General features: G+C 59.9%; 23 protein-coding genes. 7 read left to right on the forward strand and 16 right to left on the reverse strand.

Features of this window, described 5'->3' with window-relative positions; genetic code table 11:
- Positions 1-131: 131 nt before the first annotated feature.
- The 5 genes from BLU71_RS14350 to aceK form a co-directional block, all read right to left on the reverse strand.
- Positions 132-371, reverse strand: a complete 240-nt coding sequence (locus BLU71_RS14350; RefSeq protein WP_042607451.1) for an anti-sigma factor family protein — start codon at positions 369-371, stop codon at positions 132-134.
- Positions 365-976 carry an RNA polymerase sigma factor gene (locus tag BLU71_RS14355; RefSeq protein ID WP_065617442.1) on the reverse strand — a complete coding sequence of 204 codons (612 nt, stop codon included), beginning with the start codon at positions 974-976 and terminating at the stop codon, positions 365-367. The genes BLU71_RS14350 and BLU71_RS14355 overlap by 7 nt, the downstream gene beginning before the upstream one ends.
- A 135-nt stretch (positions 977-1,111) precedes the next feature.
- A complete protein-coding gene (locus tag BLU71_RS14360; protein ID WP_083353350.1) occupies positions 1,112-2,233 on the reverse strand; it encodes a beta-ketoacyl-ACP synthase III in 1,122 nt (373 codons plus the stop codon).
- Between the two features lie 328 nt (positions 2,234-2,561).
- Complete coding sequence (hrpA, locus tag BLU71_RS14365; RefSeq protein ID WP_083353351.1) at positions 2,562-6,473, reverse strand: ATP-dependent RNA helicase HrpA; 3,912 nt, start codon at positions 6,471-6,473, stop codon at positions 2,562-2,564.
- 169 nt (positions 6,474-6,642) lie between these two features.
- The gene (aceK, locus tag BLU71_RS14370) at positions 6,643-8,364 is read right to left on the reverse strand and encodes a bifunctional isocitrate dehydrogenase kinase/phosphatase (protein WP_083353352.1); all 1,722 of its coding nucleotides are present in this window, start codon (positions 8,362-8,364) and stop codon (positions 6,643-6,645) included.
- A gap of 214 nt (positions 8,365-8,578) precedes the next feature.
- Between aceK and BLU71_RS14375 the strand changes: the two genes are divergently transcribed.
- Entirely contained in the window at positions 8,579-9,487 is a 909-nt protein-coding gene (locus tag BLU71_RS14375) for a DMT family transporter (RefSeq protein WP_042607446.1), read from the forward strand.
- A gap of 119 nt (positions 9,488-9,606) precedes the next feature.
- Here BLU71_RS14375 and BLU71_RS14380 read toward each other — a convergent pair whose 3' ends face one another.
- Positions 9,607-10,470 (reverse strand): DMT family transporter, encoded by an 864-nt coding sequence (locus BLU71_RS14380; protein ID WP_064362516.1) that lies wholly within the window; start codon positions 10,468-10,470, stop codon positions 9,607-9,609.
- A gap of 447 nt (positions 10,471-10,917) precedes the next feature.
- Between BLU71_RS14380 and BLU71_RS14385 the strand changes: the two genes are divergently transcribed.
- Both BLU71_RS14385 and BLU71_RS27340 read left to right on the forward strand, forming a co-directional pair.
- Positions 10,918-11,454, forward strand: coding sequence for a hypothetical protein (locus BLU71_RS14385; RefSeq protein ID WP_064362517.1), 537 nt, complete (start codon positions 10,918-10,920; stop codon positions 11,452-11,454).
- 43 nt (positions 11,455-11,497) lie between these two features.
- Positions 11,498-11,674, forward strand: a complete 177-nt coding sequence (locus BLU71_RS27340) for a hypothetical protein (RefSeq protein WP_156889235.1) — start codon at positions 11,498-11,500, stop codon at positions 11,672-11,674.
- A 46-nt stretch (positions 11,675-11,720) separates the two neighbouring features.
- On the opposite strand, the gene BLU71_RS14390 is transcribed toward BLU71_RS27340, so the two are convergent.
- Positions 11,721-12,659 carry an aspartyl/asparaginyl beta-hydroxylase domain-containing protein gene (locus BLU71_RS14390; protein WP_039760974.1) on the reverse strand — a complete coding sequence of 313 codons (939 nt, stop codon included), beginning with the start codon at positions 12,657-12,659 and terminating at the stop codon, positions 11,721-11,723.
- A 184-nt stretch (positions 12,660-12,843) separates the two neighbouring features.
- Positions 12,844-13,818, reverse strand: a complete 975-nt coding sequence (gene cysK / locus BLU71_RS14395; RefSeq protein ID WP_064362519.1) for a cysteine synthase A — start codon at positions 13,816-13,818, stop codon at positions 12,844-12,846.
- A 141-nt stretch (positions 13,819-13,959) separates the two neighbouring features.
- Between cysK and BLU71_RS14400 the strand changes: the two genes are divergently transcribed.
- Complete coding sequence (locus BLU71_RS14400) at positions 13,960-15,036, forward strand: DUF748 domain-containing protein (RefSeq protein WP_042607443.1); 1,077 nt, start codon at positions 13,960-13,962, stop codon at positions 15,034-15,036.
- On the opposite strand, the gene BLU71_RS14405 is transcribed toward BLU71_RS14400, so the two are convergent.
- Positions 15,033-15,530: a helix-turn-helix domain-containing protein gene (locus tag BLU71_RS14405; RefSeq protein WP_064362522.1), complete on the reverse strand. Its 498-nt coding sequence runs from the start codon at positions 15,528-15,530 to the stop codon at positions 15,033-15,035. The two genes, BLU71_RS14400 and BLU71_RS14405, sit on opposite strands and share 4 nt — an antisense overlap.
- A gap of 226 nt (positions 15,531-15,756) precedes the next feature.
- Here BLU71_RS14405 and BLU71_RS14410 point away from each other — a divergent pair, with 226 nt between their 5' ends.
- Both BLU71_RS14410 and BLU71_RS14415 read left to right on the forward strand, forming a co-directional pair.
- Entirely contained in the window at positions 15,757-16,602 is an 846-nt protein-coding gene (locus BLU71_RS14410) for an AAA family ATPase (RefSeq protein WP_083353353.1), read from the forward strand.
- Positions 16,603-16,614: 12 nt separating this feature from the next.
- Positions 16,615-17,793: a vWA domain-containing protein gene (locus tag BLU71_RS14415; RefSeq protein WP_007956512.1), complete on the forward strand. Its 1,179-nt coding sequence runs from the start codon at positions 16,615-16,617 to the stop codon at positions 17,791-17,793.
- 88 nt (positions 17,794-17,881) lie between these two features.
- Here BLU71_RS14415 and BLU71_RS14420 read toward each other — a convergent pair whose 3' ends face one another.
- The 4 genes from BLU71_RS14420 to BLU71_RS14435 all read right to left on the reverse strand — a co-directional run bounded on the left by BLU71_RS14420 (position 17,882) and on the right by BLU71_RS14435 (position 21,604).
- Complete coding sequence (locus tag BLU71_RS14420; protein WP_083353354.1) at positions 17,882-18,805, reverse strand: biotin-dependent carboxyltransferase family protein; 924 nt, start codon at positions 18,803-18,805, stop codon at positions 17,882-17,884.
- Entirely contained in the window at positions 18,802-19,506 is a 705-nt protein-coding gene (gene pxpB, locus BLU71_RS14425) for a 5-oxoprolinase subunit PxpB (RefSeq protein WP_065617448.1), read from the reverse strand. Before pxpB ends, BLU71_RS14420 begins: the two co-directional genes overlap by 4 nt.
- On the reverse strand, positions 19,503-20,255 hold the full coding sequence (locus BLU71_RS14430; RefSeq protein WP_065617449.1) for a 5-oxoprolinase subunit PxpA: 753 nt from the start codon (positions 20,253-20,255) through the stop codon (positions 19,503-19,505). The genes pxpB and BLU71_RS14430 overlap by 4 nt, the downstream gene beginning before the upstream one ends.
- A 62-nt stretch (positions 20,256-20,317) precedes the next feature.
- The gene (locus BLU71_RS14435; protein ID WP_064362531.1) at positions 20,318-21,604 is read right to left on the reverse strand and encodes an MFS transporter; all 1,287 of its coding nucleotides are present in this window, start codon (positions 21,602-21,604) and stop codon (positions 20,318-20,320) included.
- A 159-nt stretch (positions 21,605-21,763) separates the two neighbouring features.
- On the opposite strand from BLU71_RS14435, the gene BLU71_RS14440 reads away from it, so the two are divergent.
- The gene (locus BLU71_RS14440; protein ID WP_083353355.1) at positions 21,764-22,678 is read left to right on the forward strand and encodes a LysR family transcriptional regulator; all 915 of its coding nucleotides are present in this window, start codon (positions 21,764-21,766) and stop codon (positions 22,676-22,678) included.
- Between the two features lie 145 nt (positions 22,679-22,823).
- Here the strand turns inward: BLU71_RS14440 and BLU71_RS14445 are convergent, their stop codons facing one another.
- Genes BLU71_RS14445 through BLU71_RS14455 form a run of 3 tightly spaced genes read right to left on the reverse strand, consistent with a single transcriptional unit; the run spans position 22,824 to position 24,668 of the window.
- Positions 22,824-23,366: a DUF2937 family protein gene (locus BLU71_RS14445; protein WP_083353356.1), complete on the reverse strand. Its 543-nt coding sequence runs from the start codon at positions 23,364-23,366 to the stop codon at positions 22,824-22,826.
- 12 nt (positions 23,367-23,378) lie between these two features.
- The gene (locus BLU71_RS14450) at positions 23,379-24,155 is read right to left on the reverse strand and encodes a class II glutamine amidotransferase (RefSeq protein ID WP_042607435.1); all 777 of its coding nucleotides are present in this window, start codon (positions 24,153-24,155) and stop codon (positions 23,379-23,381) included.
- A gap of 15 nt (positions 24,156-24,170) precedes the next feature.
- Positions 24,171-24,668: an MFS transporter gene (locus tag BLU71_RS14455; RefSeq protein ID WP_083353357.1), complete on the reverse strand. Its 498-nt coding sequence runs from the start codon at positions 24,666-24,668 to the stop codon at positions 24,171-24,173.
- Positions 24,669-24,828 lie beyond the last annotated feature (160 nt).

Genomic DNA, 24,828 nt, shown 5'->3' on the forward strand with positions numbered 1-24,828 from the left:
GTTTCATCCGCACCGGGTTATTTCTGCAGGATGCAAAAAAACCCTGTAGGAGCTGCCGAAGGCTGCGATCTTTTGATCTTGATCTTGAAAACAAGATCAAAAGATCGCAGCCTCGTTTCACTCGACAGCTCCTACAGGGGGTTATCTTTTCGTCGTTGATCGGCGAGGCGTTCGGCCAGCGCATCGACATGCTCGTCCGGTTGTTCCGGCAATGCCTTCAGCGTCGCCTGCATCAAGCGCATCTGCCGCAGGAAACGCCGGCAGTTGGGGCAGAACAACAGGTGATGACGCACCATCAGCGTCTCGCGAAAGCTCAGTTGGCCGTCGAGATAATCGCTGGATCGTGCTACTTGCTCCTTGCAGGTCAACATTCTCCCGTCTCCTCAAAATGTTCCACGGTCGCAAAAACCTTCAAGCGTGCCCGGTGCAGCAGCACGCGGACATTGGAGAGCGAGATCTCCAGAAGATTACAGATCTCTTCCAGCTCCAGGCCCTGGCGTTCGCGCAACAGCAGGACACTGCGCTGCAACTCGGAAAGACTCAGCAACGTATGTTCGAGGCATTCGCGCAGTTCGTTTTCGGTGAGCAGCGCTTCGGGGGTGTCCTGGTGCCAGGCGAACGGCGCCACCAGCCAGTGACCGTCGCTTGAAGAAAACCGATCGTCGCCGATAGTGCCATGCGGCGATGGCAGGTCATCGAGCAGGACTTCCCGGCGATTGAGCTTGTAGCGACTTTTGGCCGAGTTGGCGGTGATGGTCAGCAACCAGGTCTTCAGGCTGGAACGGCCCTCGAAGCTGGCCAGATGGCGCACCACCGACAGCCACGCATCCTGCACGACTTCCTCGACATGACGCTGGCCGACAATCGCGTAAGCCACCGCTCGCATGGCGCTCTGATAGGTAGTAACCAGTTCCTTGAAAGCCTTTTGCTCCCCCGCCAGCAAGCGCGCGAGCAGTTGGGTGTCATCAGCCGCCATCCATCAATCCCCTTGTCCGGACTTCGAAAATGAACGCGGCAGGTATTCACCTGCCGCGACGTCCGAAAAATTACAGCGTTTCACTCGCTTCGAATGTAGGAAAGATCGACGCGATTAAGGGGAAATTAACCTGTTTCAGCGTTTGCGCAGCAACACACTACCAATCGAGTAACCGGCACCGAACGAGCTCAACACCGCCAGCGAACCCGAGGCCAGGTCATCCTGGTATTTGTGGAAGGCAATGACCGAACCGGCCGAGCTGGTGTTGGCATAGCTGTCGAGAATCACCGGCGCTTCTTCTTTGCTGGCTTCGCGGCCGAGCAGCTTGCGCACGATCAGGTGGTTCATGCTCAGGTTGGCCTGGTGCAGCCAGAAGCGTTTCACGTCGCCGACGTTGAGCTGGTTCTCTTCCAGGTGCTCGCCGATCAGCTCGGCAACCATCGGGCAGACATCCTTGAACACCTTGCGGCCTTCCTGCACGAACAGCTTGTCGCGGGCGCCCACACCCTCCTCGGCAGCGCGATTGAGGAAGCCGAAGTTGTTGCGGATGTTGTTGGAGAACTTGGTCAGCAATTTGGTGCTGACCACGTCGAACTGGTACGGCGAGGTCGCCAGATCCGCGCGTTCGATGATCACCGCAGTCGCGGCATCGCCGAAAATGAAATGGCTGTCGCGGTCACGGAAGTTCAGGTGCCCGGTGCAGACTTCCGGGTTGACCATGAGGATCGCCCGCGCCTGGCCCAGTTGCACGCTGTTGGCGGCGGCCTGGATGCCGAAGGTGGCCGAAGAACAAGCGACGTTCATGTCGAAACCGAAACCTTCGATGCCCAGTGCTTCCTGGACTTCGATGGCGATGGCCGGATAAGCGCGTTGCAGGTTCGAGCAGGCAACGATCACGCCGTCGATGTCGGCTGCGGTTTTGCCGGCTCGTTGCAGGGCTTGTTCAGCCGCACCGACGGCCATTTGGCAGAGCACCGACCATTCGTCGTTGGAACGTTCCGGCAGGCGCGGGGCCATGCGTTGCGGATCGAGGATGCCGTCCTTGTCCATGACAAAGCGGCTCTTGATGCCCGAGGCTTTTTCGATGAACGCGGCGCTGGATTCGGTCAGGGCCTGGACTTCACCGCTGGCAATGGCCTCGGCGTGATCGGCGTTGAACTGGGCGACGTAGGTATTGAAAGACTGCACCAGCTCTTCGTTGGAGATGCTGTTGGCCGGTGTGTACAGGCCGGTGCCGCTGATGACGACGTTATGCATGGTCGTTTCTCTAATCTGTTCAGGCAGAAAGTGCTGGAACCGTCGTACCAACACGCAAAGGGTCTATTCCCATCCGGGGGACGCAAACCTGGCATCGTTTTATTCCGCAGCGCGACACGGCCGAAGGCTCTGGGTCGCGAAACGGCGGGTTATGGGGGCGAAGTTTGCCATAAACCTTGGCTTTTGGCGCCATTCCCGACATTCCGCCATTCCCGATGTGGGAGCGAGCCTGCTCGCGAAGACGGTGTGTCAGTCACACAAAGGGTGCCAGACATGACGCTTTCGCGAGCAGGCTCGCTCCCACAGGGGATGACACAAACTCTGAAGGTCAGGGCTCGACCTGGCTCCACTGTTTGCTCAGGCGTTTGTCGGAGATCGGCACTTTCGTGCCCAACTGCTGGGCAAACAGCGAGACGCGGTACTCCTCCAGCCACCAGCGGTACAACTCCAGTTGCGGGTCGCGCTTGCCTTCCTGCGCATGCTTGGCCGCGCGGCTCTGGTATTGCGCCCACAGGCCCGCGAGTTCGCCACTCCAGACCCGATCCTTCTGCACCTGCGCGCCGAGTTTCTCGAAACGTTGCTCGACCGCTTTCAGGTAACGGGGCAACTCCTTGAGCCATTGCATCGGCGTTTCACGGACGAAGCCCGGATAGACCAGATTGCCGATCTGCTGCTTGATGTCATTCAACGCTACGGCCTGGGCCAGATCGATCTTGCCCTTGAAGCGTTTTTGCAGACCGTGCCAGATCTTCAGGATTTCCAGGGTCAGCCGCGCCACGCGCTCGGCGTGCTCGGTCCAGTTGCCGCGTTTGCGCTCGGCCAATGCCGCCAACCCGGCACCATCCCGGGGCAGCGGGTCTTCGCCTTCGAGAATGCAACTGTCGAGGCTGGCCAGCAGAATGTCTTCCACCAGCGCATCGACGCGGCCCAGCTCACGATAAAGCAAGCCCAGTTCAGTCTGCCCCGGCAACTTGCCGCGCAGGAACTTGGCCGGCTCGGCCAGTTGCTGCATCAACAAGCGCCGCAAGGCGCGACGATGCTGGAACTCGGCTTCGGCCGGGGTCGAGAACCGCCCTTCCTTGACCGTGCCGCCCTCTTCCACCAACGCTGGGTAAACCGTCATCGACAGCCCGGCGATCTTCTGCTGGGTCTTTTCCGCCACCGGCGCGAAAACCTTCGCCTCGACCGGTTGCTGGCTTTTCGCACTCTGCGGCACCGCCAGCGCGGCCTGGCTGGCTTCAGCGAAGCGTGCGGTCAGCTCAGCCAGATCGCGGCCTTCGCCAAGGAACTTGCCCTCGCCGTCGACGATTTCCAGGTTCATGCGCAGATGGCTTTCAACCTGTTGCGCGGCTTCCGCCCACGCCTCATCACTGACCCGTGCGCCAGTCATGCGCAGCAGTTCGCGACCGAGCGCTTGCGGCAGCGAACGTTCGGCGAACGTCATGCGCTGCAGCGCGGCTTTGATGAAGTCCGGCACCGGCACGAAATTCTTGCGCAGGGCTTTCGGCAGGTTCCGCACCAAGGCAATGCACTTGGCCTCGATCAGGCCCGGCACCAGCCATTCCAGACGCTCCGGTGGCAGCATCGGCAGCAGCGGCGCCGGCACGCGCAAGGTCACGCCATCGCGCGGGTGATTCGGTTCGAAATGGTAAGTGAGCGCCAGCTCCAGATCGCCGATGTGCAGGGTGTCCGGGTAATCACGGGCGGTGACTTCACTGGCCTCGCGGGCCAGCACGTCTTCTTCGCGCATGATCAAAAGTTGCGGGTCTTTCTGGCTGTTGACCTTGTACCAACTGTCGAACGTCGCGGTCTGGTGGATTTCCGCCGGCAGACGCGCATCGTAGAAGGCGTAGAGGGTTTCCTCGTCGGCGAGAATATCGCGACGGCGCGCCTTGGCCTCGAGTTCGTCGAGCTGCTCGAGCAGTTTCTGATTGGCGCTCAGGCATTTGGCCCGCGACTGAATCTCGCCGCGCACCAACCCTTCGCGGATAAACAGCTCACGAGAGACCACCGGATCGACCGGGCCGTAATGCACCGGGCGGCGACCGACGACGATCAGGCCGAACAGGGTGATCTGCTCGTAGGCCACGACCTGGCCGCGCTTCTTTTCCCAATGCGGTTCGAAGTGGTTCTTCTTGATCAGGTGCCCGGCCAGCGGTTCGATCCAGTCGGCATCGATCTTGGCGACCATGCGCGCGTAAAGCTTGGTGGTTTCCACCAGTTCGGCGGTCATCAGCCACTGCGGGCGCTTCTTGCCGATGCCCGACGACGGATGAATCCAGAAGCGCCGTTGGCGCGCGCCAAGGTAATCGCCGTCTTCGGTTTTCTGGCCGATCTGGCTGAGCAAGCCGACCAGCACCGCTTTGTGCAGTTTCGGATAATCCGCCGGCTCTTTGTTCAGGCTCAGCTGCATGTCGCGGCAGATCAGGCTCAACTGCCGATGGGAATCTCGCCACTCGCGCAAGCGCAGGTAATTGAGGAAATTCTTCCGGCACCAGTTACGCAGCGGGTTGGCGGTCAGCGCCTGGCGCTGTTCTTCAAAACCACGCCACAGATTGACCAGCCCGGCGAAGTCCGAATCCGGATCCTTCCATTGCGCATGGGCCTGATCCGCCGCTTGCTGACGCTCCGGCGGACGCTCGCGCGGGTCCTGAATCGACATCGCACTGGCGACAATCAGCACTTCCTGCAGGCTGCCGAGTTTGGCCGCTTCGAGCAGCATGCGGCCCATGCGCGGGTCGACCGGCAAGCGCGCCAGCTGTCGACCGAGCGGCGTCAGCTGGCTGTTGCGGTCCACCGCCGAAAGCTCCTGCAGCAGGTTGAAACCGTCGCTGATCGCCTTGCCGTCCGGCGGTTCGATAAACGGGAACGCGGTGATTTCGCCGAGACGCAGATGGAGCATCTGCAAAATAACGGCGGCGAGGTTGGTGCGCAGAATTTCCGGGTCGGTAAATTCCGGACGACCGAGGAAATCCTCTTCGCTGTACAACCGCACGCAGATGCCCGGCTCGACCCGCCCGCAACGACCTTTACGTTGATTGGCGCTGGCCTGGGAAATCGCTTCGATCGGCAAGCGCTGGACTTTGGCCCGATAGCTGTAGCGACTGATGCGCGCGGTGCCGCTGTCGATCACATAGCGAATACCCGGAACGGTCAGCGAAGTCTCGGCAACGTTGGTCGCCAGCACCACACGACGGCCCGGGTGCGACTGGAAAATCCGCTGCTGTTCGGCCGGCGACAGACGCGCGTACAGCGGCAGGATTTCGGTGTGCTTGAGCTGGGCCTTGCGCAGCATGTCCGCGGCATCACGAATCTCGCGCTCACCGGGCAGGAACACCAGCACATCACCCGGACTGCGGCGTTCGCTGCGCTCGTAGGCGGCGATTTCGTCGAGGGTGGCGAGGATCGCCTGATCGACGGTAAGGTCGTCCTCGACCCGGTTGCCCTCCTCGTCCTGCTCCAGCGTCAGCGGGCGATACCAGGTGTCCACCGGGAACGTGCGACCGGACACTTCAACAATCGGCGCATCATCGAAATGCTTGGAGAAACGCTCAAGATCGATGGTCGCCGAGGTGATGATGACTTTCAGATCCGGGCGAAGCGGCAGCAGGGTTTTCAGGTAACCGAGGAGGAAATCAATGTTGAGGCTGCGTTCGTGCGCTTCGTCGACGATGATCGTGTCGTAGCGTTCGAGGTAACGATCGTTCTGGGTTTCCGCCAGCAGAATGCCGTCGGTCATCAGCTTGATCAGGGTGTTGGCATCGCTCTGATCTTCGAAGCGCACCTGATAGCCGACCAGTGCACCGAGGGGCGTGCCGAGTTCTTCGGCGACGCGGCTGGCGACGCTGCGCGCGGCGATCCGACGCGGCTGGGTATGGCCGATCAGACCGTGCTGGCCGCGACCGATTTCCAGACAGATTTTCGGCAACTGAGTGGTTTTGCCCGAGCCGGTTTCGCCAGCGATGATCAGCACCTGATGTTGCTCCAGGGCCTTTTTGATCTCGTCGCGTTTGGCCGCGATCGGCAAACTGTCGTCGTAGCGAATCACCGGCAGGCTGGCACGGCGCGCCAGCACCTGATCACAGGATGCCTGCATCCGCACCACCCATTGGGCCAGTTTGGCCTCGTCGGGTTTCTTGCGCAGCTCAAGCAACTGCCGCCGCAGCCGGTGACGGTCGGCGAGCATGGCGTGATCGAGGTTTTTCAGCAGTTTGTCGATGGAGGGCGATTCGTCGGTCATCGGGTAGGCAATTCGGTCGTCTATTTATGCAGGGGGCGGATTGTCGCAGATTTGCCTGCAGTTGACCTGCTTCCCCTGTAGGAGCTGCCGAAGGCTGCGATCTCTTGATTTTGCTTTTGAAGATCAAGATCAAAAGATCGCAGCCTTCGGCAGCTCCTACAATGGGTTGTTATTCGTTATCGAGGCCTTTGCGCCGATATGGGAAGACGTCAATCACCTTCCCCGCCCGAATCGCCTCCTGCAGGCTCTTCCAGTAATCGGCGTCATACAACTCGCCGTGCAACTGATCGAACAATTTGCGTTGCCCGGCATCGGCGAACAGAAACGGCGGAAATTCCTCGGGAAACACGTCCAGCGGGCCGATCGAGTACCACGGTTCGGAGGCCATTTCGTCCTCCGGCGTGCGCGGTGCCGGAATGTGGCGGAAGTTGGCCTCAGTCAGAAAGCAGATTTCGTCGTAGTCGTAAAACACCACTCGCCCGTGGCGGGTGACGCCGAAGTTTTTCAGCAGCATGTCGCCGGGGAAAATATTCGCCGCGGCCAATTGCTTGATCGCCAGGCCGTAATCCTCCAGCGCTTCACGTACCTGGGCGTCGTTGGCATTTTCCAGATAGAGATTGAGCGGGGTCATCCGGCGTTCGGTCCAGCAGTGGCGGATCAGCACGGTTTCGCCCTCGACCGACACCGTCGACGGCGCGACTTCTAGCAATTCCTCCAGACACGCCGGATCGAACTTGCTCAGCGGAAAACGAAAGTCGGCAAACTCCTGGGTATCGGCCATACGCCCGACCCGATCGACGCTTTTCACCAGCCGATACTTTTCGATCACCGTGGCGCGGTCGACGTTTTTCGATGGTGAGAAACGGTCCTTGATGATTTTGAACACGGTGTTGAAACCCGGCAGGGTGAACACGCTCATGACCATGCCGCGCACGCCCGGGGCCATGATGAACTGGTCGTCAGTGTTGGCCAGGTGATTGATCAGCGCGCGGTAGAACTCGGATTTGCCGTGCTTGTAGAAGCCGATCGAGGTGTACAACTCGGCGATGTGCTTGCCCGGCAGGATGCGCCGCAGAAAACCGATGAACTCCGCCGGCACCGGCACATCGACCATGAAATAGGAGCGAGTGAAAGAGAAGATGATCGACACATCGGCTTCGTCGGTAATCAACGCGTCGATCTGAATGCCGCGACCCTCGCGGTGCAGCAGCGGAATCACCAGCGGCCATTGCTCATCGCGGGTGTAGATGCGCCCGACCAGATAGGCGCCCTTGTTGCGGTAAAGCACCGAGGAAAACAGCTCGACGCTCAGCTCCGGATCCTTGCACACCCAGTCCGGCAGGTTTTCGCGCAACTGCGCTTCGAGCCGCAGCAAGTCGCCGGGCAGATCAGCGTAATCCTCGCTGAAGCGGTAATCGGCAAAAATGCTCGCGAGCATGGCGGACAACTGGCCCTGCGGCTTGTACGTGCGGGTTTGCGCAGCGCGGGCTCGGCGCAGGCTCGGGCGCGTGGTATGGATGAACATGCAGCCGTCGCTGATCAGGTCGTGGCTGAACAACCCGCAGAAAATCGAGTTGTACCAGGTCTCGGAAAGCTCATCGTCGAAGCGCAGATCGATAACACTGATATAGGCGCTTTTCACCAGCGGCCAGCAGCTGACGTTCATCAGCGCTTCTTCGTCGAAACACTCGCGCAGGCGAGCAACGGTTTCGCCGACCTTTTCCTCATACAGACTGATCCGCGCCGCCGAGGCGGCCTGCGCCTCCTGCCAGCGCGCCTGCTCGAAGCGCTCCCGCGCGCCATCGGTGATGCGACGGAAATGCTCGCGGTAATCGTCGAAGCCGGCGAGGATCATCCGGGCGATCTCGGTGGCTGGCCATTGCTGCGACATAGAGGAAACCTCGGCGGGAATTCGATTCGTCTGAGCTTAGTCACGGAACGGCTCGCAGGAAAAGCGCAATTTCTGCCAAAACCGATACAGGGCTGACCGTTGACGCGCTTTCTCGGGCCGATGCATCGGCAGGCAAAATTAAAAGCCCGAATAGCGGTTGCCATGATCCGGACGCTCGGCAACACTCTCGTCCCGATCAAGGAAGGAGCCCGCCGTGAGCCCTGTCGATATTTTCCGTATGTTGTCGCTGGCCGCTATCTGGGGCGCGAGCTTTCTGTTCATGCGCATCATTGCGCCGGTGATCGGCACGATCCCGACCGGGTTCTTTCGCGTGTCGATTGCGGCCGCCGGGTTGCTGGTGATCCTTGGGCTGATGCGCATCAGCTGGGATTTCAAGGGCAAGCTGAAAACCGTGATGCTGCTGGGGGTGATCAACTCGGGGATCCCGGCGACGCTGTATTCGGTGGCGGCGCAAGTGCTACCGGCCGGCTATTCCGCGATTTTCAATGCCACCACGCCGCTGATGGGCGTGTTGATTGGTGGTCTGTTCTTCAGCGAAAAACTCACGATTGCGAAGCTGGGCGGCGTATTCCTCGGCCTGTTCGGCGTCGGCGTGCTGACGCGGGCGGGTCCCGTGGCCTTCGACCTGCAACTGCTGATGGGCGCGGTTGCTTGCCTGCTGGCAACCACTTGTTATGGCTTTGCCGGATTTCTCGCGCGGCGCTGGCTGGATCAGGCCGGTGGGCTGGACAGCCGTTTGTCGGCACTGGGCAGCATGCTCGGGGCGACGTTGTTCTTGCTGCCGCTGTTCGCCTACAGCGTGATCACTGCGCCGCCGGTCAGTTGGGGCGGTTGGCACGTCTGGCTGTCGCTACTTGGCTTGGGTCTGGGTTGCACGGCGTTTGCCTACATCATCTATTTCCGCCTGCTCAGCTCGATCGGCCCGGTGAAATCGATGACCGTCACCTTCATGATCCCGCCGTTCGGCGTGTTGTGGGGGGCGTTGTTGCTGGATGAGCCGTTGTCGATGGCGCACATTTATGGCGGGTTGCTGATTGCAGCGGCGTTGTGGCTGGTGTTGAAGCCGGCGGTGGTGAAGCCTGGTGAGATGATCAATCGGTAATCCGCTTTGTTGGCAAAATCGCTATCGCGAGCAGGCTCACTCCTACAGTTGGAATACGTTCCCCTGTAGGAGTGAGCCTGCTCGCGATGGCGCCCGAACAGCCACCGCTTATCTTTCTTTTATCCGGTTTTACGGAACACAAAAGCCAATCCAATAATGATCAGCAGCATCCCCAGCACACTCAACGCGGCCAACCGATTACCGAAAATCAGATAATCCATCACCGCCGTCACCGCCGGCACCAGATAGAACAGGCTAGTGACGTTCACCAGATTGCCCCGCGCGATCAGCCGATACAGCAACAACGTCGCCAGCACCGAGACCACCAGGCCCATCCACAACACCGGCACGATGAAACCTGTGCTGTGCTCGAAGTGGAACGGCTGGAACGGCACGAAGATCGCACACAGCAACAGCCCCGCCAGATACTGCACTGGCAGCGTGCCGAGAGGATTGTCGGTGATGCGTTTTTGCATGATCGAGCCCAGCGTCATGCTCGCCAGCGCGAGCAAGCCGAACAACATGCCAGCCCAGGACATTCCGGCCAGACCGATGCCCTGATAAACCACCATGATCAACCCGGCCAGCCCCAGCGCCAGGCCGAACAGACGGCTCGCCGACCGCTGACGCTCCATGAGCACCACCGTGAGGATCGGCTGTACCCCCATCAGAGTCGCCATTACCCCCGGCGTGACTTTGCAGTCCAGCGCCAACAGATAAAAAATCTGATACGCCCCGAGCAACACCAACCCCGTGGTGATCGCAAACAGCATCGGTTTGCCACCCTTGGGCAACTTTAACTTGAGCAGCGGCGCCAGCAGCAACAACCCGCACAGGGCGATGGCGAAGCGAATCAGCAGAAAGGCAAAGGGCGAAGCGTGGGCCAGGCCCCATTTGGAGAAAATCGCCCCGCTGCTCCACAGCAGAACGAACAGGCTCGTGGACGCCGCCGCGAGCACGGATTGTTTCGAAAGGACAAACATGAATACCACCTGTAGTCAGGCAAGAAGCCAACTCAGCCGAAGCTGAAATCCAGTAGTTTTTTCTGGCGGGCGCAGGGGTCAGCAGAAACTGCCGGTCAGCCCCGAACACCAACGCCCGGCGGCGATACAACTGCGCACACCGGCGTGCTACTGACAGGTGGAGGGTAATGACTGATCTGCACAGGCTGCTGATTCCCGCACGGCACGACGCCAGCGTTGACCGCTGAATCGACTACCGCATTGATGAGGGATGCAGGCATGGAGGCAGATCTTTATTGAGGAAATGAAAGCGTGAGCACGGCGCTCAAGCGGGCTGACTATAACCAGCCCGGGACACAGATTGCAATGACTTGGGCAAAGGGCCGGCAGCGACAGTTTGGGGCGGGATGATTAGGGTGATTGGCGGTGGCAATGGATTGTCAGGAGACATGGAATGCAAGAGATCATATGCCAAGGGAACGGACGTATTTGCGGTATCAGGTTTATCGGTCAGAGGCCAGGAAGCGGGCCGCACTTACATTTGCGAAGCTACACAGCGAACTTGAGGCGCGCGCAATTGTTGACGTTGATTATTCCAGGGTTCGCTTCGAGGCGATTGATGCGTCCGCCATGAAAGCTTATGAGCAATGGCTCGATCCGCATTTCTGCTGGGAGGAAATTGTCCGATGGAAAGCCAAAGAACCAATGAGCTTCGATTTGGCAATCTGGTTTGATCGTGAACTGTGCGGACTTTGTTTCGCCAATCCGAACCAAAGCCGGCTGAGAGTCAGGATTGTGCGTCTTGAGGGGCAGCCAGACGAACACCCACTCAAGAGCCGCATAGCGACCTTCGCCCTGACTGCGGTCACTCACTTCGCCCGTATCATCGGCAGCCAGCAGATCGAAATTCAGGAGCCTCTTTCGGGAGCTATACCTCTATACCGTCAACTGGGTTTCGAATTCGACTCTGAGGGCCGTCTTGTGAAGCGCATTGACCAAGTCTAGTATCTGAGCACCTGCTCATTTACTCATCAACGTCGGAGATCCCATGAAAGCTGTCGTTGAAAAGAAAGCATCAAACTCCAAATCCAGAAAGATGGAGAAAAAGCAGCCATCTGTTGAGTTATCTGAAACCGACATGCATCGCATCAGGAATGCACTGGCCAATCCAGCCGTTGAAGAGCCAAGCGGCGTATTAGCCGGGTCGTCCTTTTCCTTCCGCTAACAAAAAACCGCTCCCCAAGAGCGGTTTTTCATTGCCTGATCCAGCCTCAACCAAACAGCCAATACCCCAGCAACGTCAGCACCAGCACCGCCAGCACCGGGCGCATGACGCGGTAGGCCTTGGGATGCCGGCGTTTCCACTGTTTGACCACGCCGCTGAAACGGTCGCTGAAGTTCTTGCTCCAGGCATAAGCCTGGTTGATGCCGCCGACGCGTTCATCGTCAAGGTTCTGCGGGGCAGTGGCGCGGCCGAGCCAGCCGCTGATGAAGCGATTGATGCGGGTCATCAGGCGATTGCTCAGTGGGCGTTCGATGTCGCAGAACAGAATGACGCGAGTCTGATCGGTTTCATTCTTGACCCAGTGCACGTAGGTCTCGTCGAACATCACGTCATCGCCGTCGCGCCAGGCGTAAACCTGACCGTCGACGAAGATCCGGCAATCGTCAGAGTTGGGTGTCGACAGACCGAGGTGATAACGCAGGGAGCCGGCAAACGGGTCACGATGGGGATTGAGGTGACTGCCGCCCGGCAGCAGCGCGAACATCGCGCCCTTGACGTTGGGAATGGCACTGACCAGTGCCACGGTTTTCGGGCACAGGGCTTCGGCCGATGGCAGCGGTTTGTCGTACCACTTCAGATAGAAGCGCTTCCAGCCCTTCTTGAAGAACGAGCCAAAACCGGCGTCGTTGTTCTTTTCGGCGGCGCGAATATAGCCCTCGTCAAACAGATGCATGGCTTCGTCGCGGATGGTTTCCCAGTTATCGCGCAGCACATCCAGTTCCGGAAACTTGCTGCGATCCAGATACGGTCTGGACGGCACTGCGGAGAACAGGTACATCAAAGCGTTGTACGGGGCGAACAGCGCCGAGTGGTTGACGAACTGGCGCAATACCGGCAAACGCGCCTTGCCGCGCAAATGCACATAGAGCGTGCTGCCCAGAAACAGCAACAGCACAAACGCCTTGGCGGCAAACGAAACGGTCATCAACGACTCCTTGAATAAAGACAACGCTGCGCAATGCCCTTTTCCCGGCATGGCAGCCGGCCATGATAAACACTACCGGCTCCGGGAAAAACCCGCCTGATACAAGATTCAGTGTTATGCATCGCGCAACAAAGCCTTTATTAACATGCAGCGCCTGAACCTCGGCTGACCTGAATCAACAGGATTACTGCTGGTTCTCCTGCTCGGTGAACAGGTCACTGAACAACATGCTCGACAGATAACGCTCACCCGAATCCGGCAGCACCACGACGATGGTTTTGCCCTGCATCTCCGGGGTTTCCGCCAGACGCACTGCCACCGCCATGGCGGCACCGCAGGAAATACCGCACAGAATCCCCTCTTCCTGCATCAGGCGCAAAGCCATGGCCTTGGATTCTTCGTCAGTCACCTGCTCGACACGATCGACCATCGACAGATCCAGGTTCTTCGGCACAAAACCGGCGCCAATGCCCTGAATCTTGTGCGGGCTAGGCTTGATCTCGTCACCGGCCAGCGCCTGGGTGATGACCGGCGAAGATGCAGGCTCCACAGCCACCGACAGAATCGGTTTGCCGGCGGTGTTCTTGATATACCGCGAGACGCCGGTGATGGTTCCGCCGGTGCCGACGCCAGCCACCAGCACGTCGACGGCCCCATCGGTGTCATTCCAGATTTCCGGACCGGTGGTCTTTTCGTGAATCGCCGGGTTGGCCGGGTTATCGAATTGCGCCGGCATGAAATATTTGTCGGCATCACTGGCGACGATTTCCGCGGCTTTCTCGATGGCGCCCTTCATGCCCTTGGCCGGCTCGGTCAACACCAGTTCCGCCCCCAGGGCCTTGAGGACCTTGCGGCGCTCGATGCTCATCGACGCCGGCATGGTCAGCATCAGTTTGTAGCCACGCGCAGCAGCGACGAAGGCCAGGCCGATGCCGGTGTTACCGGAGGTGGGCTCGACAATGGTCATGCCCGGTTTGAGTTTGCCGCTGCTTTCGGCGTCCCAGATCATGTTGGCGCCGATCCGGCACTTGACCGAGTAACCGGGGTTGCGCCCTTCGATCTTGGCCAGGATCGTGACCCCGCGCGGCGCGATGCGGTTGATCTGGACCAGCGGCGTATTGCCGATGGAGTGGGCGTTGTCAGCGTAGATACGGCTCATGGCTGGGTCCTTATGCAGCGTTGAATTCAGCCTTTCAAGGTAAGCCTGTTACCGATCACAGTCCAGTCGGGGCGAACGTCTGCGAACGCACGCAGTCAATCGCTTTGAATCGTCAAGGCACACTCTTGAAGGAACAATGGCATGAAACGTCGTTACAGCTGGCCGCTCTGGACCCTGGCGGGTGTCGTGGTGCTGCTGGTCGCTCTGCACTTCGCCCTGCCCTATCTGGTACGCGACTACCTCAATGACAAGCTCGCGGACATGGGTGATTACCGTGGCCAGATCACCGATGTCGACCTCGCGCTGTGGCGCGGTGCGTACAAAATCAACGGTCTGAAAATCGTCAAGGTCGACGGCAAGGTGCCGGTGCCGTTCGTCGATGCGCCGTTGATCGACCTCTCGGTGAGCTGGCATTCGCTGTGGTACGACCATGCCGTGGTTGCGCAGGTGCAGTTCCTCAATCCCGAAATCAACTTTGTCGACGGCGGCCCCAACAAGCAGAACTCGCAGACCGGTCAGGGCACCGACTGGCGTGAACAATTGGGCAAGCTGCTGCCGATCACCCTCGATGAAGTGCAGATCAACGACGGCCGTATCACTTTTCGCAACTTCAATTCCAAGCCGCCGGTGAACATGAATGCCAGCAACGTCAACGCCAGCATCTACAACCTGACCAACGTGGTCGACAAGGAAGGCAAGCGCGACGCCCGCTTCGAAGGCAAAGCGCTGCTGCTGGGCCACGCGCCACTGGAAACCACCGCCACCTTCGATCCGTTGAGCAACTTCGAAGACTTCGAATTCCGCCTGCGTGCCCGCGACATCGAGCTCAAACGCATGAACGACTTTGCCTCGGCCTACGGCAAATTCGACTTCAACGCCGGCCACGGCGATGTGGTCATCGAAGCCAAGGCAGAGAAAGCCCGGCTCACCGGCTACATCAAACCCCTGCTGCGCGACGTCGACGTTTTCAACTGGCAGCAGGACGTCGAGAACAAGAACAAAGGCCTGTTCCGCTCGGTCTGGGAAGCACTGGTCGGCGGCACCGAGACCGTTCTGAAAAACCAGAACAAAAACCAGTTCGCCACCCGGGTCCAACTCAGTGGCAATGTGCACCAGCAGAACGTCAACGCGTTCGAGGCGTTTTTGCAGATTTTGCGCAACGGGTTTATCCAGGCCTTCAATGCGCGGTATGAAAGGCCGAAGCCGGATGAGGGTTAAGTTTTGCGGTTGACGACATATCTACCAGTGTCTTCGGCCGCGATCGATGAGCGCTGTTGCAGCGAATCCCAGCCCAGACAGGCCAACGCCAAAGAACGTGGCACTGCCTCACGCCCATTGCTGTAACGGCTGATGCTCCGAGCGCTCACACCCAGCGCCTCGGCCGCCTCACTGAGCGAAAGTCCCGTACGGGCGCGCCAGTCGATAAAAATGCGTGTGTTCTCGTCTTGGGCATTTTGCGCCAGCGCATCCATGTACAAGGTGTCTGCGCCAATCTGTATGTCGGGCTCTAGCCATTCGACGAACCAACCCTCGTCCCCACCTACGGCAGTCGCAAAGACATCGCGATCAAGCAGTGGCCGCAGACCTGGACAAGTATGAATATCCACCCCCAAATCAACTGTCAGTTCCTGACCATTGATAAATGTCAGCGCCAACCTGAAATCCGACAGGACCTGCGCAGATCGTAGACGCGGGCGTTTCATGGGTAACATCGATTTTCTGCCTTTTTATCTACCAAGTAAGAAAGGCTATCGCCAAATCGGCGATACCTGAATACTGGCCATCCGCCGAGACTGAGTCAACATGTGACGCCCCATTCAGAGACTGAATAAGCCGTCTGCGTTCACAGTCGACCGGCGTGCGCGTTATAGTCGGGGCATCCGATTATTCGCCCCCGCCCTGCCCGCAAGGTCGGCGTTACCGTTCGAGGATTAGCAGATGAAGTTCGAAGGCACCCAGGCCTACGTCGCCACCGATGACCTGAAGCTGGCGATCAATGCCGCCATCACCCTGGAGCGGCCGCTGCTGGTCAAGGGTGAGCCGGGCACCGGCAAGACCATGCTCGCCGAGCAACTGGCCGAGTCGTTCGGTGCCAAGCTGATCACCTGGCACATCAAGTCCACCACCAAGGCCCATCAGGGTCTTTACGAGTACGACGCGGTCAGCCGTTTGCGCGACTCGCAGTTGGGCAATGAAAAAGTCCACGACGTGCGCAATTACCTGAAGAAAGGCAAGCTCTGGGAAGCGTTCGAGTCCGAGGAGCGGGTGATTCTGCTGATCGACGAAATCGACAAGGCTGACATCGAGTTCCCCAATGACTTGCTGCAAGAACTCGACAAGATGGAGTTCTACGTTTACGAGATCGACGAGACCATCAAGGCCAAGAAGCGCCCGATCATCATCATTACCTCCAACAACGAGAAAGAGCTGCCGGACGCCTTCCTGCGCCGCTGCTTCTTCCACTACATCGCTTTCCCCGACCGCACTACCCTGCAGAGAATCGTCGATGTGCACTACCCGGACATCAAGAAGGATCTGGTCAGCGAAGCGCTCGACGTGTTCTTTGACGTGCGCAAGGTACCGGGCCTGAAGAAAAAACCTTCAACGTCGGAACTGGTCGACTGGCTGAAACTGCTGATGGCCGACAACATCGGCGAAGCCGTGCTGCGCGAGCGCGATCCGACCAAGGCCATCCCGCCGCTGGCCGGTGCGCTGGTGAAGAACGAACAGGACGTGCAACTGCTTGAGCGCCTGGCGTTCATGAGCCGTCGCGGCACCCGCTAAGAGGCTGCTGCCATGCTGCTCAACCTGTTCAATGAAATGCGTGCAGCCAAGGTGCCGGTGTCGGTGCGTGAGTTGCTCGACCTGATCAACGCGCTGAAACAGCGCGTGACCTTCGCCGACATGGACGAGTTCTATTATCTGTCGCGGGCGATTCTGGTGAAGGACGAACGTCATTTCGACAAGTTCGACCGTGCATTCGGCGCTTACTTCAATGGCCTCGAAAAACTCGACGACCACTTGCAGGCGCTGATTCCCGAAGACTGGCTGCGCAAGGAGTTCGAGCGCTCGCTGACTGATGAAGAACGCGCGCAGATCCAGTCCCTGGGCGGGCTGGACAAGCTCATCGAGGAGTTCAAGAAGCGTCTGGAAGAACAGAAGGAACGTCACGCCGGCGGCAACAAATGGATCGGCACCGGCGGCACCAGCCCGTTCGGCTCCGGCGGTTTCAACCCGGAGGGCATCCGGGTTGGCGATGCCGGCAAGCGTCAGGGCAAGGCAGTCAAGGTCTGGGATCAGCGCGAGTACAAGAACCTCGACGATTCAGTGGAACTGGGCACCCGCAATATCAAGGTCGCCTTGCGTCGTCTGCGCAAGTTCGCTCGACAGGGCGCGGCGGAAGAGCTGGACATCGATGGCACCATCGACCACACCGCCAAGGATGCCGGCCTGCTGAATATCCAGATGCGCCCGGAACGGCGCAACACGGTGAAGCTGCTGCTGTTGTTCGATATCGGCGGCTCAATGGATGCGCACGTGAAGATCTGCGAGGAATTGTTTTCGGCCTGCAAGACCGAGTTCAAGCATCTGGAGTACTTCTACTTCCACAACTTCATTTATGAATCAGTGTGGAAGAACAACATGCGCCGCACTTCCGAGCGCACCTCGACCCAGGATCTGCTGCACAAGTACGGTGCCGACTACAAAGTGATTTTCATCGGCGACGCCGCCATGGCGCCTTATGAAATCACCCAGGCTGGCGGCAGTGTCGAGCACTGGAACGAAGAGCCGGGCTACGTGTGGATGCAGCGCTTCATGGAGAAATACAAGAAACTCATCTGGATCAACCCGTATCCGAAGGACACGTGGGGCTATACCTCGTCGACCAACATTGTCCGCGACCTGATCGAGGATCAGATGTATCCGCTGACGTTGCGCGGGCTTGAGGAAGGGATGCGGTTTCTTTCCAAATAATCGTTAACCCGACGAACGCCTTCGCGAGCAGGCTCGCTCCCACATTGGAATGCTTTTACCTGTGGGAGCGAGCCTGCTCGCGAAGCTTTTAGCGATCTATAAAACGCTGCAAATACTCGACATGCTCGCGGTGCGCGACGTCCTGCACCACCGGCCGCAATCTCACCTTCGCTCCCGGCAAGCACTGCGCCAGCCGCGCCAGTGCCAGCGGCGTCAACGCGCCCAGGCGCGGATACCCGCCGATGGTCTGGCGATCATTGAGCAACACAATCGGCTGCCCGTCCGGTGGCACTTGCACCGCGCCCAAGGGAATCCCTTCGGAAATCATCGCCGCGCCCTGATAGTGCAATGTCGCGCCCAGCAGGCGGATGCCCATGCGGTCGGCGCGGCTGTCGATTGTCCAGGTGCTGTTGAAGACATCAAACAGACTTTGCCCGCTGAACTGGCCGATCTGTGCACCAATCACCAGATCCAGCGGTTTAACCGAGCGCAGGTCCGGTTGCTGCGTCTGTGGTACGTCACGCACCGGCCGGGGTTCGCCGTGATAACTCAGGATCGCTCCTTTTGTCAGCGGCACGCCCAGACCATCAAGCCCTCCGAGCTCTTCGCGCACGACCGTCGCGCAACTGGCCAACACGGACGGCGCGGCAAAACCGCCGGGAGCCGCCAGATAAGCCCGGGCGCCAAGCAAGGGTTGGGTGAACTGCAACCTCTGACCTTTGTGCAACGTGAAACCGCGCCACGGCGCCAGCGCCTGTCTATCGATCTGCGCACCGAGATCCGCTCCGGCCAGCGCCAGCAGGCAATCCTCTTCAGCCACCACGGCAAACCCGCCGAGGGTGATTTCAACCACCGCAGCATCCAGCTCATTGCCAAGCAGCCAATTGGCCCAGCTCATGGAACACCAATCCGCCGCGCCGCCTTGGGTTACGCCCAGGTGTCGCACACCGAAGCGCCCGGCATCCTGCACCAGGCACAGCGGTGTGCTGGCTTCGATCGTCAGTCGACTCATGCCAGTGCCTCCAGTGGTGTGTCGTCACCGCCCAGACGAATGAATTCGGCGTGATCGACCGCTTCGAAGCGTACCGTGTCACCGGGCTGCATCAGGCTGTAGCCGTCGCGATGGCGATCAAACAGTTTCGCCGGAGTGCGGCCGATCAAATTCCAGCCGCCGGGTGAAACGACCGGATAAGCCGCGGTCTGCCGCTCGGCGATACCGACGCTGCCGGCGGCGACTTTTTTGCGCGGTGTGCTCAAGCGCGGCGTGGCGAGAATCTTTTCGACCAGGCCCATGAAGGCAAAGCCCGGCGCAAAACCAAGGGCGAATACCTGATACTCCCGTGCGCTGTGCCGACGGATCACCTCCTCCACCGCGAGCCCGCTACGTTCAGCCAGCAGGCTCAGTTCCGGGCCGACACTGAGGTCGTACCAGACCGGCAAGACGTGACACTGCCCAGCGCTTCGCGCATTCGGCGACAGGTCGACCAGCGCTTCGGCGATCAATTCGCGCGCCTGAGCCGGACTCAGCAGCGTCAGATCGTAATGCACCATCAACGTCGTATAGGACGGCACCAGATCGATCAGTTGGGCGCCAAACGCCGTGCGCAAACGCTCGGTGGCGGCGAGCATCCACGGCATGTTGGCTTCGGCGATTTCATCGAACAGACGCAGCATCAGGCAATCGAGCGCCACCACTTCAATCCGTGGATTCATGACGCACTCGACTGCTGTAAGGCTTGGCGAATGCGCTGCACGGCGGCCACGGAACTGGCGTTGTCGCCGTGTACGCACAAGGTGTTGGCGCGCAGGATCAAGGCGCTGCCGTCGCTAGCGGTGAGCTCGCCGCCATGGGCGATGGTCAGCGCTTGCTCGATGATTTTCTCGGGATCGTGATGCACCGCGCCCGGCAACTGCCGTGAGACCAGCCGGCCGGCGCTGTCGTAAGCGCGATCGGCGAAAGCTTCGAACCACAGCGTCACGCCGTATTCATCGCCGACTTGCTGCGCCGCAGCGTTGTCGCGGGTCGCCATGAGCATCAGCGGAAGATTGCGGTCATACGCGGCCACGGCCTGCACTACCGCATGCAGTTGCGCCGGGTTGGCCATCATGTCGTTGTACATCGCGCCGTGGGGTTTGACGTAGCTGACCCGCCCGCCCTGCGCCTTGCAGATGCCATCGAGCGCACCGATCTGGTAATGCAGGATGTCTTGCAGCTCCTGCGCGGAATAGGCCATGGAGCGCCGGCCGAATCCGACCAGATCCTGATAGGCCGGATGCGCGCCAATCTGCACGCTGTGTTCGAGGGCCAGCGCCACGGTCTTGCGCATGATGCTCGGGTCGCCGGCATGGAAACCGCAGGCAACGTTGGCGCAATCGATGAAGGGCATGACCTCGGCGTCCAGACCCATGGTCCAGCTGCCGAAGCTCTCGCCAATGTCGCAATTCAATAGCAGGCGGCTCACGGTGAACACTCCTGTAGCTGCTCGTCTTTTTATCTGTAGGACACTGCCCAGCAGGTTATCAGTTACTGCGCCTCGAGTTGTTTGCCGCGGGTTTCCGGCAGGCTCAAAGCCGCAATAATCACCACGCCGTAGGACACCGCCGCGAAGGCACCGATGCCCATGCTCAATGGCACTTTCTGGCTGAGCAGGCCGATCAGCAGCGGGAACAACGCCGCCAGCGCGCGGCCGATGTTGTAGCAGAAACCCTGGCCCGAGCCGCGAATCCGCGTGGGGAACAATTCAGTGAGAAACGCACCCATGCCGCTGAAAATCCCCGAGGCAAAGAAGCCCAGCGGAAACCCCAGCCACAGCATCACGCCGTTGCTGACCGGCATCTGCGTGTACAGCAGAACGATGGTGAACGAGCCGACCGCGAACAAAATGAAATTCTTTTTCCGCCCCAGCAGATCGGTCAGATAAGCGCTGATCACGTAACCGACGTAGGAACCGACGATCACCATCGCCAGATAACCACCGGTGCCAAGCACGCTCAAACCGCGTTCGTTCTTGAGGAAGGTCGGCAGCCAGGAGGTGATTGCGTAATAACCGCCCAGCGCACCGGTGGTCAGCAACGACGCTCGAAACGTGGTGAAGAGCATGCCCGGTGCGAAGATCTCGTAGAACTTCGCCGGGTTTTCTGGCGTTTGCGCGGCTTTGGCTTCGCGATAGATTTCCGGATCTTTCACCAGGCGTCGGACAAAAATCACGAATATCGCCGGCACGATGCCGAGGATGAACAGCGCACGCCAGGCATCTTCCGGTGGCAACACCGAGAACAGCAGCGCATACAGAATCGCCGTCAGCCCCCAGCCCAGCGCCCAACCGGATTGCACCATGCCCACCGCTTTGCCGCGATCCTGGGCGCGGATCACCTCGCCGATCAGTACTGCACCGGCGGTCCACTCACCACCGAAACCGAAGCCCATCAGGGTGCGGGCGATCAACAGTTGTTCATAGTTTTGCGCGAAACCGCAAAGAAAAGTGAAGAAGGCGAACCACAGCACCGTCAGTTGCAGGGTGCGCACGCGACCGATGCGGTCGGAGAGAATCCCGGCGACCCAGCCGCCGATCGCCGACGCGATCAGGGTGCTGGTGTGAATCAGCCCCGCTTCGCCAGTGGTGATGCCCCACATCGCAATCAGCGTCGGCACGACGAAGCTGAGCATCTGCGTGTCCATGCCATCCAGACCGTAACCGATCTTGCAGCTCCAGAACGTGCGGCGCTCCTGCTGGTTGATGTTGCGATACCAGTCGAACGGCCCGGGCCGCGCCGCAGGCTTGGATAAAGGGAGGGTGTCAGGAGCACTCATGGCAAATCTCCGCAGGGCTTTTATTGGTCTTGTTCGAAGCTCCGACGACGCCTATCGTGGGAACCGGATGCGCCGATTTTTCGTCGCCCTGCCCCGCGCCGTCCAACGAATAAAAACCCGCCTTAGGCATAAGAAAAATTTGTCAGCCGAGCCTTGCCCATGAACCTGAAGTTTCTCGAGACCTTTGTCTGGGTCGCGCGCCTGAAGAGTTTTCGCCTGACCGCCGACAAGCTGTTCACCACTCAGGCGTCGATTTCCAGCCGCATCGCAGTGCTCGAAGGCGAGCTGGGAGTGAAGCTGTTTCTGCGCGACTCACGCGGCGTCAGCCTGACCCCGGAAGGTCTGAAGGTGCTCGATTATGCCGAACAGATGCTCGACACCATGGCGGCGCTGAGACAGTCGATCGAGACTCGTTCGAGCAAGGTCGGCCGGGTGCGTATCGGCGTGATGGATACGGTGATCCATACCTGGCTGAGCCCGCTGGTGGCGCAGATGACCGATCTGTACCCGCGAGTGGAAATCGAATTGGTTGCGGATACCGCGCTGAATCTCTGCGATCAGCTGCAAAAAGGCTTCCTCGATCTGGTTCTGCAAACCGATCTGGTCCGTCACGAAAGCGTGCGTAGTCTGGAGTTGGCCAGCCATCCGTTGGGCTGGATCGTCGCGAGCAATTCGATCTACAACCGCGACTACGCCGACCTCGCCGAACTGGCGCAGGAGCGGATCGTCACTTACTCGAAAAACTCACGACCGCATCAGGATATCGTCGCGCTGATGCAGGCCAGCGGCGTCATGGCGCCACGCTTGAATTGCGTGAACTCGGTGTCAGCGATCACCCGGTTGTTGCGTGACGGCTTCGGTATCGGCGCGCTGCCACCGGTGCTGGTGGCCGAGGAACTGGCACGCGGCGAACTGACCCTGCTCGACATCGCGCAGCGGCCGGCGAATCTGCCGGTGGTGGTGTCGTGGCGGGTCGGGGTTGAGTGGGTCGAGGAGATAGTGACGTTGTGTCAGCAGGTCTTGGCGGGGTATGCGCAAAAGGTGGGCAAGGACTGCATCACCCTCACTGACTGAGCACACTTGTGGCGAGGGAGCTTGCTCCCGCTCGGCTGCGCAGCAGTCGTAAAATCGTTACCTGCGCTCGTTCAGAATAAATGGACGGGAGCGCTTCGCACTCCAGCGGGAGCAAGCTCCCTCGCCACAGGGGAAAAGAGCGATCTCAAAGGCCTCGTACGTCGCGATCTTCGATCGGCCGGCTCTGGCGCAGACGGCGGCCGCCGAGTACTACCCAGTCGATCAGGCGGAACAGGCATTCGATGCCGAACGACAGCAGCAACGCCCCGCTCATGCCCCAGATCATTGCCTCTGGCGTCAGCAGGATCTGATAACTGTAGCCATTCCAGGTTTCCTTGCGGATGTCCGGGTCGGCGGCCAGCGCCACTTGCAGGAAGCGCACGTACCACGGGCCTTGCATCGCCTGGAATTGTTTATCCAGCGCGACCTGGCGAGTGAGCAAGGTGTTCAGGCTGTCGGCATCGCTGCGAAAAATCGGGTCTTCGCTCGCCCGGTAATGCGCGACCAGCGCCTGCATGTCGCCTTTGAAAAACTGATCGGCGGTGCCCTGAAAACCACGCAGACCGGTCTGCGCTTCGATCAGATGCGCTTCGACCCGCTGGGCGTAATCGTTGATGAACCCCGGCACCTGGACACCGATCAACAGGCCCGCCGCAAACAACACCAGCCGTACATAACTGAGCAACATGGGTGCAAATCCTTATTCGGTCTTGCCCTGGCTGACGCATTCGCCGCGTCGCCACAGGCTCCATTGGCCCGGTTCGTAGCGGGTCCAGGTTTCGTTTTCGGTCAAAGGCTCGGTGGCGATCACCGTGACCACGTCGTTGGGCGTGGTTTCGGCCTGGAAGTCGACAATCACATCGACATCCTTGAGCCGTGCGGGGCCGAACGGTGCGCGCCGGGTGATCTGGGCCAGTTTGGTCGAGCAATAACAGAACAGCCAGTCGCCGTCGCTGAGCAGGCAATTGAACACGCCTTTGCTGCGGTATTCGGCGCAGGCGGCGACCAGATCCGGCAGCAGCACTTCGATATCCTCCGGTTCCGGAAAGGCTGCGCGCACACGGTTGAGCAAATCGCAGAACGCCGCTTCGCTGTCGGTATCGCCGACCGGGCGGTAGAAACTCTTGATCGGGGTGAAGTCGGCGAGCTGCCCGTTGTGCGCGAAACACCAGTTGCGCCCCCACAGTTCGCGGACGAACGGGTGGGTGTTGGACAGGCAGACCTTGCCGACGTTGGCCTGGCGAATATGGCCGATGACCACTTCGCTCTTGATCGGATAACGCTGCACCAGATTGGCGACTTCCGACTCGCTGCTCGCCGCCGGGTCCTGGAACAGCCGCAAGCCCCGGCCCTCATAGAAGGCAATGCCCCAGCCGTCGCGGTGCGGGCCGGTGCGGCCGCCGCGCTGCATCAGGCCAGTGAAGCTGAACACGATGTCGGTCGGCACGTTGGCACTCATGCCCAGTAATTCACACATGTGCGGACTCTCGGGTTACAGACGCGGCTCGACCCGCATGCGCTGCGGATTGTTCGGCACGGGCGGGCGACCGTAGCGGTCGTCACCGGCGCCGCCGAACGGCTGATCATCGTCGCGTTCTTCGGCACGGGCCGCAGCCTTGGCGGCCTCGGCGCGTTCGCGTCGGGCTGTCGAAGCACGCTCGATCGGCATACGGATCAAGACGAAAACCAGATAGACCCCGAAGGCGATCATGCCGTACATGAACAGATCGGAAACCGCGCGCCAGGCGTTGTTGCCGACCTTGAACAGCGTGTCCAGCGCGGTGATGGCGATGGCCGGCGCAACCTTGGCTTTCACTGGATCGACGATGGTCGGGCTGAACAGCAACACCGCCATCAGCACACGCAGCGGCTCGCGCAGCCAGCGCCACATCCAGGTGGTCAGGCGCATCCATACCAGCAGGCAGCCTACGGCGGCAAAGGCGTAAAGGCCCCAGGCGATCAGATAGTCGTTCTCGGTCATGGTGTCCATGGCAAGGCAGGCAAAGAGGCGCTTATAGTAACGACTTTTCGCCCATGCGGCTTGTCCCAATAGACACATCCCCTGTAGGAGTGAGCCTGCTCGCGATAGCAATTGATCAGTCAAAGTTATTTTGAATGACACACCGCTATCGCGGGCAGGCTCACTCCTA

Origin of the sequence: Pseudomonas moraviensis, from assembly GCF_900105805.1 — a bacterium.
Taxonomy (GTDB): Bacteria; Pseudomonadota; Gammaproteobacteria; order Pseudomonadales; family Pseudomonadaceae; genus Aquipseudomonas; species Aquipseudomonas moraviensis_A.

Bases quoted from the DNA above. Each gene is read 5' to 3' on its own strand.
- BLU71_RS14350 (WP_042607451.1), bottom strand. From the start codon at position 371: ATGTTGACCTGCAAGGAGCAAGTAGCACGATCCAGCGATTATCTCGAC.
- BLU71_RS14355 (WP_065617442.1), bottom strand. From the start codon at position 976: ATGGCGGCTGATGACACCCAACTGCTCGCGCGCTTGCTGGCGGGGGAG.
- BLU71_RS14360 (WP_083353350.1), bottom strand. From the start codon at position 2,233: ATGCATAACGTCGTCATCAGCGGCACCGGCCTGTACACACCGGCCAAC.
- hrpA (WP_083353351.1), bottom strand. From the start codon at position 6,473: ATGACCGACGAATCGCCCTCCATCGACAAACTGCTGAAAAACCTCGAT.
- aceK (WP_083353352.1), bottom strand. From the start codon at position 8,364: ATGTCGCAGCAATGGCCAGCCACCGAGATCGCCCGGATGATCCTCGCC.
- BLU71_RS14380 (WP_064362516.1), bottom strand. From the start codon at position 10,470: ATGTTTGTCCTTTCGAAACAATCCGTGCTCGCGGCGGCGTCCACGAGC.
- BLU71_RS14385 (WP_064362517.1), top strand. From the start codon at position 10,918: ATGCCAAGGGAACGGACGTATTTGCGGTATCAGGTTTATCGGTCAGAG.
- BLU71_RS27340 (WP_156889235.1), top strand. From the start codon at position 11,498: ATGAAAGCTGTCGTTGAAAAGAAAGCATCAAACTCCAAATCCAGAAAG.
- BLU71_RS14390 (WP_039760974.1), bottom strand. From the start codon at position 12,659: ATGACCGTTTCGTTTGCCGCCAAGGCGTTTGTGCTGTTGCTGTTTCTG.
- cysK (WP_064362519.1), bottom strand. From the start codon at position 13,818: ATGAGCCGTATCTACGCTGACAACGCCCACTCCATCGGCAATACGCCG.
- BLU71_RS14400 (WP_042607443.1), top strand. From the start codon at position 13,960: ATGAAACGTCGTTACAGCTGGCCGCTCTGGACCCTGGCGGGTGTCGTG.
- BLU71_RS14405 (WP_064362522.1), bottom strand. From the start codon at position 15,530: ATGTTACCCATGAAACGCCCGCGTCTACGATCTGCGCAGGTCCTGTCG.
- BLU71_RS14410 (WP_083353353.1), top strand. From the start codon at position 15,757: ATGAAGTTCGAAGGCACCCAGGCCTACGTCGCCACCGATGACCTGAAG.
- BLU71_RS14415 (WP_007956512.1), top strand. From the start codon at position 16,615: ATGCTGCTCAACCTGTTCAATGAAATGCGTGCAGCCAAGGTGCCGGTG.
- BLU71_RS14420 (WP_083353354.1), bottom strand. From the start codon at position 18,805: ATGAGTCGACTGACGATCGAAGCCAGCACACCGCTGTGCCTGGTGCAG.
- pxpB (WP_065617448.1), bottom strand. From the start codon at position 19,506: ATGAATCCACGGATTGAAGTGGTGGCGCTCGATTGCCTGATGCTGCGT.
- BLU71_RS14435 (WP_064362531.1), bottom strand. From the start codon at position 21,604: ATGAGTGCTCCTGACACCCTCCCTTTATCCAAGCCTGCGGCGCGGCCC.
- BLU71_RS14440 (WP_083353355.1), top strand. From the start codon at position 21,764: ATGAACCTGAAGTTTCTCGAGACCTTTGTCTGGGTCGCGCGCCTGAAG.
- BLU71_RS14445 (WP_083353356.1), bottom strand. From the start codon at position 23,366: ATGTTGCTCAGTTATGTACGGCTGGTGTTGTTTGCGGCGGGCCTGTTG.
- BLU71_RS14450 (WP_042607435.1), bottom strand. From the start codon at position 24,155: ATGTGTGAATTACTGGGCATGAGTGCCAACGTGCCGACCGACATCGTG.
- BLU71_RS14455 (WP_083353357.1), bottom strand. From the start codon at position 24,668: ATGGACACCATGACCGAGAACGACTATCTGATCGCCTGGGGCCTTTAC.